This window comes from Bacillus sp. MSP13 (assembly GCF_000815295.1).
Taxonomy (GTDB): Bacteria; Bacillota; Bacilli; order Bacillales; family Bacillaceae; genus Bacillus; species Bacillus vallismortis.
The window spans coordinates 162,879-176,428 of sequence record NZ_JXAQ01000013.1 but is presented as its reverse complement, the minus strand read 5'-3'; the positions used below and the strand labels follow the sequence as shown (position 1 = coordinate 176,428).

Sequence of the window (13,550 nt, the reverse complement as noted above, 5' to 3'; positions counted from 1 at the left end):
ATTACAGAAGGCGGGAGCGAAGCATATGAGTCAATTTAGCAAGGATCAGGTTCAAGATATGTATTACCTATCGCCGATGCAGGAGGGGATGCTGTTTCATACCATCCTGAATCCCGGCCAGAGCTTTTACCTTGAACAAATCACGATGAAAGTAAGAGGCAGCTTGAATATCACATGCCTTGAAGAAGGCATGAATGTGATCATGGACCGGTACGATGTATTTCGTACCGTGTTCATTCACGAAAAAGTAAAAAGGCCTGTCCAAGTCGTATTGAAAAAACGCCAGTTTCATATAGAAGAAATTGATCTGACACATTTAGCGGACAGCGAGCAAACAGCCAAAATCAATGAATACAAGGAACAGGATAAGATCAAAGGCTTTGATTTGACGCGGGATATTCCCATGCGCGCAGCCATTTTCAAAAAAGCTGAAGAAAGCTTTGAATGGGTGTGGAGCTACCACCACATCATTTTGGACGGCTGGTGCTTCGGTATTGTCGTGCAGGATCTGTTCAAGGTATACAATGCCCTGCGCGAACAAAAGCCGTACAGCCTTCCACCTGTCAAACCGTATAAGGACTATGTCAAGTGGCTCGAAAAACAGGATAAACAAGCGTCACTGCGTTACTGGCGCGAGTACTTAGAGGATTTTGAAGGACAAACGACGTTTGCGGAGCAAAGAAAGAAACAAACGGACGGCTACGAGCCGAAAGAACTGCTCTTCTCATTGCCGGAGGCGGAAACAAAGGCCTTTGCCGAGCTTGCAAAATCGCAGCATACCACTTTGAGTACGGCGTTGCAGGCAGTTTGGAGCGTATTGATCAGCCGCTATCAGCAGTCTGGCGATTTGACTTTCGGCACAGTCGTTTCCGGGCGTCCCGCGGAAATCAAAGGCGTTGAACATATGGTCGGGCTGTTTATCAACGTTATCCCGAGACGGGTGAAACTGTCTGAGGATATCACATTTAACGGTTTGCTCAAGCAGCTGCAGGAGCAATCACTTCAGTCTGAGCCGCATCAATATATGCCGCTCTATGACATCCAAACCGAGGCCGATCAGCCAAAACTGATTGACCACATCATTGTCTTTGAAAATTATCCGCTTCAGGATGCAAAGAATGACGAAAACAGTGAAAACGGCTTTGAGATGGAGGATGTCCATGTTTTTGAAAAGTCGAATTATGATCTTAACCTGATGGCTTCCCCGGGGGATGAGATGCTGATTAAGCTTGCCTATAACGAGAATGTGTTTGAGGAAGCGTTTATCCTGCGTTTAAAATCTCAGCTTCTCACAGCGATTCAGCAGCTTATCGAGAAGCCGGATCAGCCTGTCAGCACGATCAATCTCGTTGACGATAAGGAGAGAGAGCGTCTGCTTACCGGCTTAAACCCGCCGGCTCAAACTCATGAAGCAAAGCCTCTGACAGAGTGGTTCAAGGAAGCAGTGAACGTTAATCCGGACGCACCGGCGCTGACGTATTCCGGCCAGACGCTTTCCTATCGCGAATTAAATGAGGAAGCAAACCGCCTTGCACGCCGGTTGCAAAAGCAAGGCGCGGGCAAAGGCTCCGTTGTCGCGTTGTACACGAAGCGTTCGCTTGAGCTGGTGATCGGCATTCTCGGCGTATTAAAAGCGGGAGCGGCTTATCTGCCGGTTGATCCAAAGCTGCCGGAGGACCGAATGTCGTATATGCTGACTGACAGCGCGGCAGCCTGTCTGCTGACGCATCAGGAGATGAAGGAAAAAGCGGCTCAGCTGCCGTATACAGGGACAACGCTCTTCATTGATGATCAAACACGGTTTGCAGAACAGGCAAGTGACCTTGAAATCTCGATTGAACCCGATGATCCGGCATATATCATGTACACGTCTGGCACAACCGGAAAGCCGAAGGGCAATATCACCACCCATGCCAATATTCAAGGTTTGGTCAAGCATGTAGACTACATGAGATTTTCTGAAACAGATACGTTCTTATCTGTTTCGAATTACGCCTTTGACGCCTTTACCTTTGATTTCTACGCTTCCATATTAAATGCGGCAAGGCTGATCATCGCAGATGAACAAACGCTGCTGGATACAGAATCTCTCACCAATTTGATTCAGCAAGAAAATGTCAATGTCATGTTTGCGACAACCGCACTATTTAATCTTCTCACAGATGCGGGAGAGGATTGGATGAAAGGGCTTCGCTGCGTGTTATTTGGCGGAGAGCGGGCATCTGTGCCTCACGTCAGAAAAGCGCTGCGAATTATGGGGCCGGGTAAGCTGATTAACTGCTATGGGCCGACTGAGGGAACGGTGTTTGCGACAGCTCACGTCGTGCATGATCTACCGGATTCCACCACCTCATTGCCGATCGGCAAGCCGATCAGCAATGCCAGTGTTTATATTCTCAATGAGCAAAACGAGCTTCAGCCATTCGGAGCGGTTGGTGAACTGTGCATCAGCGGAATGGGCGTTTCAAAAGGGTATCTAAACCGCCATGACTTGACGAAGCAAAAGTTTATCGCGAATCCGTTCAAGCCGGGAGAGACGCTTTACCGCACAGGGGATTTAGCACGTTGGCTGCCAGACGGAACAATTGAATACGCTGGCAGGATTGACGACCAGGTCAAAATACGCGGGCACCGGATTGAACTTGAGGAAATCGAAAAGCAGCTGCAGGAATATCCGGGTGTGAAAGATGCGGTCGTTGTGGCAGAACGCCATGCGTCTGGAGATGCGTCCATTAACGCCTATCTTGTGAACCGGACGCAGCTTTCAGCCGAAGACGTAAAGGCGCGCCTGAAAAAACAGCTTCCTGCATACATGGTGCCGCAAACCTTTACTTTCTTGGACGAACTTCCTTTAACAACAAATGGAAAGGTCAATAAACGGCTCCTTCCAAAACCGGATCAGGATCAGCTGGCGGAAGAATGGATCGGACCGCGCAACGAGACGGAAGAAACGATCGCGCAAATCTGGTCCGAGATTCTCGGCAGACAGCGGATCGGCATTCATGACGATTTCTTTGCGCTCGGCGGGCACTCCTTAAAGGCAATGACCGCCGCGTCCCGTATCAAAAAAGAGCTCGCGATTGATCTGCCGGTAAAGCTTTTGTTTGAAGAGCCGACGATCGCCGGCATTTCAGCGTATTTGAAAAACGGGGGCTCAGATGGATTGCAGGATGTAACGGTCATGAATCCCGATCAGGAAGATCAGATCATTTTCGCATTCCCGCCGGTCTTGGGCTATGGCCTCATGTACCAAAATCTTGCCAGCCGCCTGCCGTCATACAAGCTGTGCGCCTTTGATTTCATTGAGGAGGAAAACCGGCTTGACCGCTATGCCGATTTGATTCAGAAACTTCAACCGGAAGGGCCTTTGACACTGTTCGGGTATTCAGCGGGATGCAGCCTGGCGTTTGAAGCGGCCAAAAAGCTTGAGGGACAAGGACGCATTGTGGAGCGGATCATCATGGTGGATTCCTATAAAAAACAAGGTGTCAGTGATCTGGACGGGCGCACGGTAGAGAGTGATGTCGAGGCGTTGATGAATGTCAACCGGGATAATGAAGCGCTCAACAGCGAAGCCGTCAAACAAGGCCTCAAGCAAAAAACACACGCCTTCTACTCATACTACGTCAACCTGATTAGCACAGGCCAGGTGAAAGCGGATATTGATGTCCTGACATCTGGCGCTGATTTTGACATGCCGGAATGGCTTGCATCGTGGGAAGAGGCCACAACAGGTGCTTACCGTGTGAAAAGAGGCTCTGGAACACACGCTGAAATGCTGCAGGGGGAAGCGCTAGACAGGAATGCCGGAATTTTGCTCGAATTTCTTAATATACAAACCGTAACGGTTTCTTAAATGAAGAGATGAAAGGAGGAGACGGCCAATGAGCCAGCTCTTCAAATCATTTGATGCGTCGGAAAAAACGCGGCTCATCTGTTTTCCGTTTGCCGGCGGCTACTCGGCATCGTTTCGCCCTCTCCATGCTTTTTTGCAAGGAGAGTGTGAGATGCTCGCTGCCGAGCCGCCGGGACACGGCACGAATCAAACGTCAGCCGTTGAGAATCTCGAAAAGCTGACCGATTTGTACAAACAAGAATTAAACCTCCGCCCTGATCGGCCGTTTGTGCTGTTTGGACACAGCATGGGCGGAATGATTACCTTCAGGCTGGCGCAAAAGCTGGAGCGGGAAGGCATCTTTCCTCAGGCGGTGATCATTTCTGCGATACAGCCGCCGCATATTCAGCGGAAGAAAGTGTCCCATCTGCCAGATAATCAGTTTCTTGATCATATTATCAAACTAGGCGGGATGCCCGCTGAGCTTGTTGAAAACAAGGAAGTCATGTCCTTTTTCCTGCCTTCCTTCCGATCAGATTACCGGGCTCTTGAACAATTTGAGCTTCACGATCTAGCCCCGATCCAATCGCCTGTTCATGTCTTTAACGGACTTGGTGATGAAAAATGCATTCGGGATGCGGAAGGCTGGAAGAAATGGGCGAAAGACGCCACATTTCATGAATTTGACGGCGGGCACATGTTTCTGCTGTCACATACGGAAGAAGTGGCAGAACGGATTTTTGCGATCTTGAATCAGCATCCGATCATTCAATCGTGACCATAAGCGGACAGCGCTGGCTGTTCCGCTTTTTTATGTTGAATGACCATTTTTACATGATATAATAGCCGGAATACTCAAATAAAGGCGGGTCGGAATATGCGCTCGTCTCCTCAGATGAAATGGTTTATATTGCTGTTTCCATTTGTTTTCGCCATCGGAATGAACTCATTCAGAAGTTCCTCTTCTATTTCTGCTGATGTGTGCATCGGCTGGAATCGAGCTGGTGCCGTTTTTAGATAAACAGAAGGCAAAAGAAACGCAGCAATCATTATAAAAGGACCAACACTATCAGCGCTGATCCTTTTTAAATTTCACTTTTTTTGTCTCATTATTTTTAAGGATAATTCCTCGGAACCTATTCATTTCCTCTTTGGAATGAAAAAAATGTTTTGGTATCGCAATATATTGGCTGCTGGATGTATTGATCCGGAAGACATTCTTATATTCGAGAACAGACGTGATTTCATTCCAATGAAAAATGAGGTCATACTTTTTAGAGCATATACGGATTCCTTCTTGATTGAGGGTATACGTTCTTTCGGATTGAATCCGTTCGTTCTTCTTGTATGCTCTAGAAAACTTTACATACAGAAGAAGGAGGAGCAGCAGTGTAAACAGAACAGACATGACGATAATGAAAATACTATTCATAAATAAGTTAAGCGCTTCGCTGCCATAAACGAGACGGGGCTGTCCGTTAATGAAATGAACTGCAGCAAAAATGGCGCAAAACAACAGAAAGTAAAAGAATGACATTTTTCCAACTTGATAAAAAAAGATTTCTCTTACATCTTTAAACGTAATTTCTCCTGGAAGATTGATGCTTTCACTAGCATATTGAATCATACGTACACTTACACTTCGAACCATGTTTTTCCTATCAGTCTAGCATAATTTCTCATTTTTTTGCAGGGACCCTATGGTGATTTGTCTTTTTCTGCAGGTTGATATTGCTCCCCACCACGCCAATCATAATACAAACGGCTCCGGCTAGATGATACCAGACGAGCGTTTCGTTTAGAATCACCACTCCCGCAATCATTGTCACGATGGTGGACACGTGATTGAAGGCGCTCATTTTAAAGGCTTCAATCCGTGACAGCGTATAGTTGGACAGAAACGACGTGACGAGTGAAGACAGCACGCCCAAATACACAATGGCAAGAACAAAGCCGGGCTCCCGGAATGGCTGAAAATAAGTGCCGACAGTTCCCGCCGCGCTGTGGCGAACAAGGGCGATGGCGTTGAAGACGGCAAAGCCGATCGCTGACATGATGTAAGTGAGCTCAATCAGCTTGAACCGCTGCGTCATTTTTCTGGCGGCGGTATTGTACATCGCGGAGGATAAAGCGGACAAAAGGATCAGCATAGAGCCTGTTAAGCTAGCTGATTCCACATCGACCCCTTTCATCACAAAAATGAACATGACGCCGGCAACGGATAAAACCGTGAAACCCTTCTGCATCCACGTGGAGCGTTCCTTTAATAGATAACTGGCTAAGACCATTGTGAAAATCGGAATGGCTGCCTGAATAATTCCCGCTTCAGAGGAGGACGAGTACACAAGGCCGAATGCCTGAAAGCTGAAAAACAACGCGGGATACAGCAGGGCGAGCGGCAAGATGGCCATGACGTCCTTTACACGAATTGATAGCTTTACCCAGCCGAATAAGACCGGTACAGTGGCCGCGGCAAACGCAATGGTGAACCGGTGCGCCAGAATATCAAACGGTTCGGCTGTTTGCAGCGCGATTTTTACGAATAGAAACGATAAACCGATAATGAACGAATATAAGATAGCCGCCATATAAGCGGGGGCTTGCTGATGTTTACCCATAATAGAAGGTGCTCCTTTACCTGATTTGCAGCGCCGGTCGCTCCCTTTTATTGTATGGCTGTGATTTGAAGGGTACAATGAGAAAAACAATGAACTGTACCGGTACAAAACAGGGGGAGAAAGCATGGAGAAATATATGAGTCTATTGACGAGGATAGAGGAGATGATGCAAAGCAGCGCCTATCAGGAAGGAGACAGGCTTCCATCCATCCGACAGCTGTCCATCCGCTATCAAGTCAGCAAAAGCACAGTGATCCGCGCGCTGCGGGAGCTGGAAAAGCGCCATCTCATCTACTCCGTTCCGAAAAGCGGCTATTATATTGTGAAAAAGACGGGCACACCAAAAAGCGGACAGCCGGGGCTCATCGACTTTGCCACATCTGCGCCAGATCCCGACGTATTTCCGTATCTTGATTTTCAGCACTGCATCAACAAAGCCATTGATACATACAAAAACGATTTGTTTATTTATGGGACGCCAAAGGGGCTTCCGTCGCTCATCCGTGTACTCCGAAAGCTGCTCGCCAATCAGCAGGTATTTGCGGACGAACGGCACATTTTCATTACATCAGGTGTCCAGCAGGCGTTATCCCTGCTTTGCGCCATGCCGTTTCCAAATGGGAAAGAGAAGATCGCCATTGAGCAGCCGGGCTATCATTTGATGATTGAACAGCTTGAAACGCTTGGGATTCCTGCCATCGGAGTAAAACGAACGGAAGAGGGGCTTGATATGAACGAGATTGAGCGGCTGTTTCAGACGGAATCGATCAAATGGTTTTATACGATGCCCCGCTTCCATAACCCGCTAGGCTGCTCTTTGTCAGAGCGTGATAAACAGGAACTTGTAAGACTGGCGGAAACGTATGATGTCTATCTCGTTGAGGATGATTATCTCGCTGATTTGGAGGAAAATAAAAAGGCAGATCCGCTGTACGCATATGATCTGTCCTCGCATGTCATCTATTTGAAAAGCTTCTCAAAAATGATGTTCCCCGGCCTTCGCGTGGGGACCGCTGTTTTGCCGGATGCGCTGGCTGACACGTTTCATACGTACAAAAAACTGAACGATATCGACAGTTCTATGATTTCTCAAGCGGCGTTGGAAATCTATTTGAAAAGCGGCATGTATGGCAGGCATAAGGAGAAAATCCGCACATCCTATAAGGAACGGTCACTGAGGCTTCATCAGGCCATTCAAACACATAGGAGTCTGGGAAGCGGCCGCTTTGCGTTCTCCAGCGGACAGGCGCCCTGCATGCATACCCATCTGGTGCTCCCTCGGGATTTGCAGGCCTCAAGGGTAATGCAAAAGCTGAAAAAACAAGGGGTTCTCCTTGAGGCGATAGACCGTCATTATTTATCAGATTATCCGAGAGAAAATCTATTAAAAATCAATATTTCCAATGTGAAAACGGAAGATATTGAACACGGCGTCAAGCTGCTGATGAGCCATTTATAAAAGCGCATCGTATGAGACCATTGTGATATCCTCAGGGAAATCAGGGTGCGCGGCGCATACGGCCATTTTGTAGCCCGGATCTACTTCATATGTTTTGATATAGCATGGTGAATGTCTGTCCGGAAGCTCAATGGTTACTCGTCCGTCCTGATGCAGGCGCACCGAAAAGGAGTCAAGCGGAAGCGATAAGCCTTTGCCTTCCTGTTTGATAAAACTTTCTTTCATTGACCATAGATGATAAAAATAGTCTGTCTGCTGGTCGATGTTTTTGGCTATAAGGTCGTTGTACTCTGTTTTTGAAAAGAAGCGTTTGGCGATATCGAGACTGATCGGTTTCATTTTTTCAATATCCACGCCGATCGGCTGTGAATCAAACGCGCAAACGACCCAGCGGCCGGAGTGAGAAATATTGAAATGGGCGTCAGGAAGATCAGGGATGCAAGGCTTCCCGTATTCCTGCGCGCTGAAGCGGATCTCGGCTTTGTCCAGCTGATACTGCCCGCTGATAACAGAGCGAACGAGCACATCTCCCAGCAGGGTGCGGTGAGCATCTTCTTTATGATAAAATCTCCGGCATTTCTCCCGTTTTTCAGGCGATATGAAAGACATGAACCGTTCAGTCTCTTCCTGTGAAAGCGGGCGGTCCATATACATTCCGTAAATCTTCATTCTAAGTCCTCCGTCTGCAAAAGATTGTCAAAACCATCCTATCATATTTTGTTTTACTTCGGAGTAAGATCCTCGATAATCTCGTATACGTAGGGGTTTTTTGGTGTACTAATTGTTTGCGTGTGTGTGACGGATAAGATCGGAAGCTGTTTGCCGTTCTTATCAAATACAGTCAGTTTTCCGGTGATCTGAACCCACTCGCCTTCCTTTATATCATGTTTTTCTGAGAAAGAAGCCGGCAGTCCGTATACCGCAGCATCTGCAATACAGCAGGATATGCCGTAACGTCCAACGATATAGCGATCCAGCTGTTCATCAAAATAGACAAATCCTTTCATGTCGATCTCTTTTCCTGCATACGCTTCTGCATGTTCCAGCAATAGATTGACAATGGGCACATAATACTTGTCTGAAACCGGAATGACATTCTTCCGTTCCAGCTCCCGCGAAAGTTCTTTTTCATAACCACTGGGCAGGACGGCGGCCGTTCCTGCTTCATGAGAGGATTCCGCCTGAGTATTAGATTTCCTCTGTTCCGGGCTTTTGGCACTGTTTGCTGAGAAGATTCTGTTTTGTGCCACTTCCTTTGTCAGCACATGATCAGGGAAAAGGAAACCGGTAACGATAGGAATCAGAAAAAAACTGTACAGCCATGGGTGAGACGGAGAATGTGTTTGACTGCCGGCACATGCACAGCAGGTATGCGGACTGTCTTGTTTTCTCCAGATCAATGACAGTATGCCAAGCGCAAATGCAGCGACGATAAAAAACTTCGCAAACCAAAGCATCCGCGGAGAAATGAAATGCAAAATATGCCCTGTCAGATAAAGTTTAAAGATCATTAAAGCAAAGCCGACCAATAGAAGCCCCCGGACAACAGCATCAAAAGAATACGGTTTATTTTGTTTCAATTCACTCATCCTTTATGAGGTAATCAAACCATAAAGCCAAGCTATTGCAAGAACTGAAGCGGAAATCACAACAAAAAATACAAACACAAAGCGTTTTTTAAAAAATGAAGCATACACAAACGTGTTTTTTACATCTAACATTGGGCCGTACAGCATGAAGGAGAGGAGGGAAGCGTGAGAATAGGTGCCTGAAAAAGTAGACGCGACAAACGCATCCGCATGTGAGCAAAGTGACAGGACAAATGCCAGTCCCATCATGACAGCGGAACCAGACAGGTCGCTTGTCCCCAGCTCAGCGAGAGCCCCGCGGTTTAGAAACGTTTGAAACAGGCTGGCGATACATGCGCCCATGATCAAATAGCGGCCCATATCGAAAAATTCTTCTACAGCATGGGTGACGATAGGTTTCAAGCGTTTTCCGTGCTGCTGATGACTGTGTTCCAAGGCAGCTGTTTTATGCGGTTTCAGCATGTTCTTTTTTCCGAATATCCAATACATCAGGAGCCCGATTATGATACAAATAACGACGGAGAGCCCAATCCTCGCGAACACAAGTTCCAAATGCTTGCTGAAGGCATAGTAGGTGGAGAGGATGACAATCGGATTTAAGATGGGCGCCCCAACTAAGATAACCGCGCCGACATGCAGAGGGAGCCCTTTTTGAATGAGACGGCGCACCACCGGAATGACCGCACACTCACATACAGGGGAGAGAATACTGATGGCGACAGCGGACCCTATTGCGCCATAAGGGTTTTTGACGATCCATTTGGCCATCCATTCATCTGAGACAAAGAATTCAATGCACGAAGAAAAAAAGATGCCGAGCATGATAAATGGAATGGATTCAAGCAAAATACTCAGGAAAATGGTATTCACATTTAGCAGTGAAACTGGAATAGCAAAAGACAGTTTTGCAGGTTCAAGCAGAATAAAACAATACAGTAAAAAGAAAAAGAGCAATATGCTGAAGGAGCGTCTTGCAAAGCGTTGGAGAGCTTCCATCATGATACCTTCCGATTCTAGTATTTCTCTTTCTCAGAGATAGTACCAATCTATGAGACAAGCCTGCCAAACATGAGTGAAAACAAAAAACGGGCCATTGAATTGGTCCGTTTTTCTTTGACAAAAGATTAGTGCAGAGGCGGAGATGTTTTCACAGCGGCTGTCCGCCTTGCCACCGCATAATTCAGCAGCTGGATTGACTGCGGCAATGAAAAGCGCAGAATGAGTCCGGTGAGAATGGCGGTCAAAATGGTGCCAAAACCGATCGGACCGCCCATGCCCCATGCCGCCAACAAAATGATGATTTCCATGCCGTTCCGCACCCATTGCACATTCCAGCCGGTTTTTTCTGTAATCAGCATCATCAGTGAATCACGCGGGCCCGCGCCAAGGCCTGCCGATACATAAACACCGACGCCGTAGCCGATCATGACCACGCCAAGAGAGAAGACGATGACGGAGCCCGTATAAGTGGAGGGGGCAGGCAGAAGAAAATTGAAAAAATCTATAAAAACACCAATGAGTACCATGTTCAGGATCGCCCCAATTTTTGGCCAAGCCTTCGTAAACAATGACGTTAATCCAACGATGAGCGCGCCAATCATGATGGACCACTGGCCGACGGTAAACCCGAAGTGCTGAAACAGGCTGTAATGAAATGCATCCCACGGGCTAATGCCGAGCGCTTTCCCTTCAATCGTCAGGGATACACCAAAAGCCAATATGATCAAACCGGCAAAATAAAATGTCCAACGCAGCACAAGTTCTCGCTTCACGTGAGGTCCCTTCTTTCGTAAAAATCAGTCGAGTGTCATTGTAGCACATCTGACAGAAGGGCGGAATAGGCGAAGGGGACTCAACAAAAAAACAGGGCTGCCGCAGCCCTGTTTTGGTTTAAATATTTATTGCCTTTTCTGCTACATGAAATGAATCTGACTCGTTAGCGTATGATCCAGCAGTTAATAAACCAGCAAAAAGGAAACCAATCAAACCGGTGCTAATAATAAGTTTTTTCATTATAGCGCCTCCGTAACTTTTAGTATTTGATTTTGGGCATTAATAGCCCTTTTTAAGAAATTCCTCCCTTCTATAAAATTTCCTGTATCAAAATGAAAATCCCCTATTTTTTCTGTTAATTCGGCATATTCAGACCACAAGTGTTTCTTTTCCAAATAGTTAAGGCTTTGCTCCACTTCTTTCTCATTATACTCTTCATAAATTGAATAAATGATTGTTAATTTTGCTTTATACTCTTCTTCGTTACAATGTAAAGCTAGTTTTAATGCTTTTTCATAGAACGAACGCGCTTCTTCCTGTTTAGAAGATTGATAAAGCACATTTGCCATCATATATAATGTCCTAACGCCATTAGCTGTGTTTAGGTGATCTTTCATTTCTAATGCTTTTCTAAAAAAATACTCAGCATCTGTTAGATTTTCGCTTCTTGCTGATACAAGCCCTAAGTTGTGGTGGATTATCCCGATAATCCGGTTTGCTTGTTTCCCTTTCAAATGTTCAGCCGTTTGCAAAGCCTCTCGATAATAGGTTTCAGCTTCAGAGAGACGATGCATATCATACATATTTGCTCCAAACATCATATTGCATCCGATAACTTTTACTTTGTAAAAACGATTACTTTCAAACAAATTTTTTGCTATTGTTAGATGATTCAACGAAACAAAATGTTGATCAATTTGATAATATGCATCAGCTAGTTTGTAATGAAATTCTGCTTTTTCAATCTCATCAGTAACTTCATTCAACTCTTTCTCGGCTTCTCGATAATAATGGATTGCTTTTACATATTCTTTTTGGTCAAATTCATACATTCCTCTGAAAAATAATGAATAATATTTAAGAAGGCCAGTTAGCCTTTTTTGGTGGTTTTCAATTTTCTCAAGCAGTTCTGAGATGCTTGGTCGTTCATATTTCTTTTCTGGCGGTTCTAAGGAGTCTAACATTAATTGGTGGCGAAAACACATAAGAGAATAATAGAGAAGCAAATCTTGGTCCTCTTTCATTATCTTTATTTCTAGCTCAACCTCTGCCTTTAAAACTTCAGCATCCGGTACACTAAATTGTCGAATCATCTTATACCATTCGTTAATTTTAACACCTACATGAGATGATGGTACTGCTGACCCCATGGTTCATCCTCCCTAATAACCCTTTTTATGTAATATTTTATCATTTTCCATATGCTGCTTGTCCGCAAAAAAACCGCAAACTTCTAGGAGCTTTTTTTAATCTAATAAAAGAAAAAACCCAAAACGGCAATCGTTTTGGGTTTTAAAGATTTTACAACGGGTTCAAAATCCGGTTCAAGAACCGCTGCGTCCGTTCTTCTTTTGGTGCGGAGAAGATTTGCTCCGGCGGTCCCTGTTCCACGATGACGCCGCCGTCAATGAAGACGACTTCGTCCGCCACATCCTGGGCGAATTTGATTTCGTGGGTTACAACGACCATGGTCCAGCCTTCATTGGCCAAATCCTTGATCACCTTCAGCACCTCTCCGACAAGTTCGGGGTCAAGAGCTGAGGTCGGTTCGTCAAACAGCATGAGTTCAGGCTGAATCGCAAGAGCGCGGGCGATGCCGACGCGCTGCTGCTGTCCTCCGGAAAGCTGGAACGGATATAAATTCATTTTGTCCTTCAGTCCGACTTTCTCAAGTAACTGAATCGCTTCTTTTCTGACTTCCTCTTTGTTTCGTTTTTGCACCTGAACAGGGCCCTCCATCACGTTCTCAAGGGCTGTGCGGTGCGGGAACAGGTGATAGGCCTGAAACACCATTCCGGATTTCCGGCGAAGCTTGAGGATATCTGCCTGTTTCACCTTTTTAGAGAAATCAATGGAGAAATCGTCAAATGCAAGCTCCCCGCGATTGGGGATCTCCAGCGCGTTCAGGCAGCGGAGCAGCGTCGTTTTCCCTGAACCTGAAGGCCCAAGTATGGCGATGACTTTCCCTTTTTCAATCTTCATATCTATCTTTTTTAAAATTTCATTTTCACCGAATGATTTGTTTAATCCTGTTACGGTAAGCATACCCGGAACCT

12 protein-coding genes and 1 pseudogene are annotated in these 13,550 nt (G+C 46.1%); 4 read left to right on the top strand and 9 right to left on the bottom strand.

What is annotated here, in order from left to right:
• The first annotated feature begins 25 nt into the window (after positions 1 to 25).
• The 3 genes and pseudogenes from srfAC to SC79_RS21365 form a co-directional block, all read left to right on the top strand.
• Positions 26 to 3,856 (top strand): surfactin non-ribosomal peptide synthetase SrfAC, encoded by a 3,831-nt coding sequence (gene srfAC, locus SC79_RS15870; protein WP_039075878.1) that lies wholly within the window; start codon positions 26 to 28, stop codon positions 3,854 to 3,856.
• 28 nt (positions 3,857 to 3,884) lie between these two features.
• Positions 3,885 to 4,613, top strand: coding sequence for a surfactin biosynthesis thioesterase SrfAD (srfAD, locus tag SC79_RS15865; protein WP_039075877.1), 729 nt, complete (start codon positions 3,885 to 3,887; stop codon positions 4,611 to 4,613).
• 99 nt (positions 4,614 to 4,712) lie between these two features.
• A pseudogene (locus tag SC79_RS21365) lies at positions 4,713 to 4,796 on the top strand (hypothetical protein); the annotation flags it as partial.
• A 108-nt stretch (positions 4,797 to 4,904) separates the two neighbouring features.
• On the opposite strand, the gene SC79_RS15860 reads toward SC79_RS21365, so the two are convergent.
• Together SC79_RS15860 and SC79_RS15855 are read right to left on the bottom strand one after the other, a co-directional pair.
• Positions 4,905 to 5,462: a YcxB family protein gene (locus SC79_RS15860; RefSeq protein ID WP_039075876.1), complete on the bottom strand. Its 558-nt coding sequence runs from the start codon at positions 5,460 to 5,462 to the stop codon at positions 4,905 to 4,907.
• Between the two features lie 52 nt (positions 5,463 to 5,514).
• A complete protein-coding gene (locus SC79_RS15855; protein WP_039075875.1) occupies positions 5,515 to 6,453 on the bottom strand; it encodes a DMT family transporter in 939 nt (312 codons plus the stop codon).
• Positions 6,454 to 6,577: 124 nt separating this feature from the next.
• Here SC79_RS15855 and SC79_RS15850 point away from each other — a divergent pair, with 124 nt between their 5' ends.
• Positions 6,578 to 7,912, top strand: coding sequence for an aminotransferase-like domain-containing protein (locus SC79_RS15850; protein WP_039075874.1), 1,335 nt, complete (start codon positions 6,578 to 6,580; stop codon positions 7,910 to 7,912).
• Here the strand turns inward: SC79_RS15850 and SC79_RS15845 are convergent.
• From SC79_RS15845 to tcyC, 7 genes are all read right to left on the bottom strand, one after another.
• Entirely contained in the window at positions 7,907 to 8,581 is a 675-nt protein-coding gene (locus tag SC79_RS15845) for a 4'-phosphopantetheinyl transferase family protein (protein WP_039075873.1), read from the bottom strand. The two genes, SC79_RS15850 and SC79_RS15845, sit on opposite strands and share 6 nt — an antisense overlap.
• 53 nt (positions 8,582 to 8,634) lie before the next feature.
• Positions 8,635 to 9,501 carry a TIGR03943 family putative permease subunit gene (locus tag SC79_RS15840; RefSeq protein WP_231559202.1) on the bottom strand — a complete coding sequence of 289 codons (867 nt, stop codon included), beginning with the start codon at positions 9,499 to 9,501 and terminating at the stop codon, positions 8,635 to 8,637.
• Positions 9,502 to 9,504: 3 nt separating this feature from the next.
• Positions 9,505 to 10,497 carry a permease gene (locus tag SC79_RS15835; RefSeq protein WP_039075871.1) on the bottom strand — a complete coding sequence of 331 codons (993 nt, stop codon included), beginning with the start codon at positions 10,495 to 10,497 and terminating at the stop codon, positions 9,505 to 9,507.
• A gap of 128 nt (positions 10,498 to 10,625) precedes the next feature.
• On the bottom strand, positions 10,626 to 11,273 hold the full coding sequence (locus tag SC79_RS15830) for a YczE/YyaS/YitT family protein (protein WP_039075870.1): 648 nt from the start codon (positions 11,271 to 11,273) through the stop codon (positions 10,626 to 10,628).
• Positions 11,274 to 11,391: 118 nt separating this feature from the next.
• Positions 11,392 to 11,514 carry a hypothetical protein gene (locus SC79_RS21555; protein ID WP_257392407.1) on the bottom strand — a complete coding sequence of 41 codons (123 nt, stop codon included), beginning with the start codon at positions 11,512 to 11,514 and terminating at the stop codon, positions 11,392 to 11,394.
• The gene (locus tag SC79_RS15825; protein WP_039075869.1) at positions 11,514 to 12,644 is read right to left on the bottom strand and encodes a Rap family tetratricopeptide repeat protein; all 1,131 of its coding nucleotides are present in this window, start codon (positions 12,642 to 12,644) and stop codon (positions 11,514 to 11,516) included. The genes SC79_RS21555 and SC79_RS15825 overlap by 1 nt, the downstream gene beginning before the upstream one ends.
• Positions 12,645 to 12,795: 151 nt before the next feature.
• A complete protein-coding gene (gene tcyC / locus SC79_RS15820; RefSeq protein ID WP_010330778.1) occupies positions 12,796 to 13,539 on the bottom strand; it encodes a cystine ABC transporter ATP-binding protein TcyC in 744 nt (247 codons plus the stop codon).
• Positions 13,540 to 13,550: the final 11 nt, after the last annotated feature.